The organism is Loktanella sp. DJP18, from assembly GCF_049310965.1.
Classification (GTDB): Bacteria; Pseudomonadota; Alphaproteobacteria; order Rhodobacterales; family Rhodobacteraceae; genus Loktanella.
On the sequence record NZ_JBMERN010000356.1, the window covers coordinates 1 to 859 of the forward strand.

The window sequence follows — 859 nt, forward strand, 5'->3', positions numbered from 1 at the left end:
TCGCGGCCCGGGGACCTGCCCATCTGAAGACGCTTGCGGACGCAATTGCCGATGGTGACACGGCGCTGCACCCGGAAGTTCGAGACCTCGGCCTCATATATCTGGAGCAGATCGAGGGGTTGAATGCACGTGTTGCAGATCTCGACGCGAAGATGAGATGTGCCGCCAAAAAAGCGGACGCGGTCCGCCGCGCACAAACCATGCCGGGCGTGGGCCCTGTGACGGCTCTTGCCATCGAGACGTTTGCCCCTGACCTGGCCAGCTTCAAACGCGGTCGCGATTTTGCCGCGTGGCTTGGGCTCGTGCCGAAGCAGCACTCTACAGGCGGCAAGACCCGGCTTGGGAAGACCTCGAAGATGGGGCAGCGCGACATCCGCACCCTTCTGGTCTCTGGCGCCATGGCAGTCCTTCAGGCTGTCGAGCGGTTCGACACCCCAAACAATCGCTGGCTCAAGCGCCTGCTGACCCGCAAGCCACGCATGGTTGCCGCGATTGCGCTGGCCAACAAGATGGCGCGTGGCCTCTGGGCCATGATGACGAAACAAGAGGATTACCGGCATCCGGCGGCGACGATGGCGTAGCGAAGATTGCGCGTCACGACGTCCCGGTAAGTTGGGGGTGTGAGGAGGTCACTGAACAGTAAGGGCAAAGGATCGATCAGATCCGGGTCAGAGAAAGCAGTATTTGTGCAGGAGCCTCAGAGCTCGGTTTGTTGATATGCTTCTGGTCCGCGCATCGCCATACCGGCCGGCGGTTATATCAGTGCCGCACACAGAGGCCTGATACATGACCGCACCCGATCACACGCTCGAACCGTTCAAAAATCACTTGCACCAATGGGGGCATCCATACATGCACA

1 protein-coding gene is annotated in these 859 nt (G+C 60.5%); it reads left to right on the plus strand.

What is annotated here, in order from left to right; genetic code table 11:
* Positions 1-581: IS110 family transposase (locus ACOI1H_RS25875; RefSeq protein ID WP_422441215.1), on the plus strand; the 581-nt coding region annotated here is incomplete at its 5' end.
* Positions 582-859 lie beyond the last annotated feature (278 nt).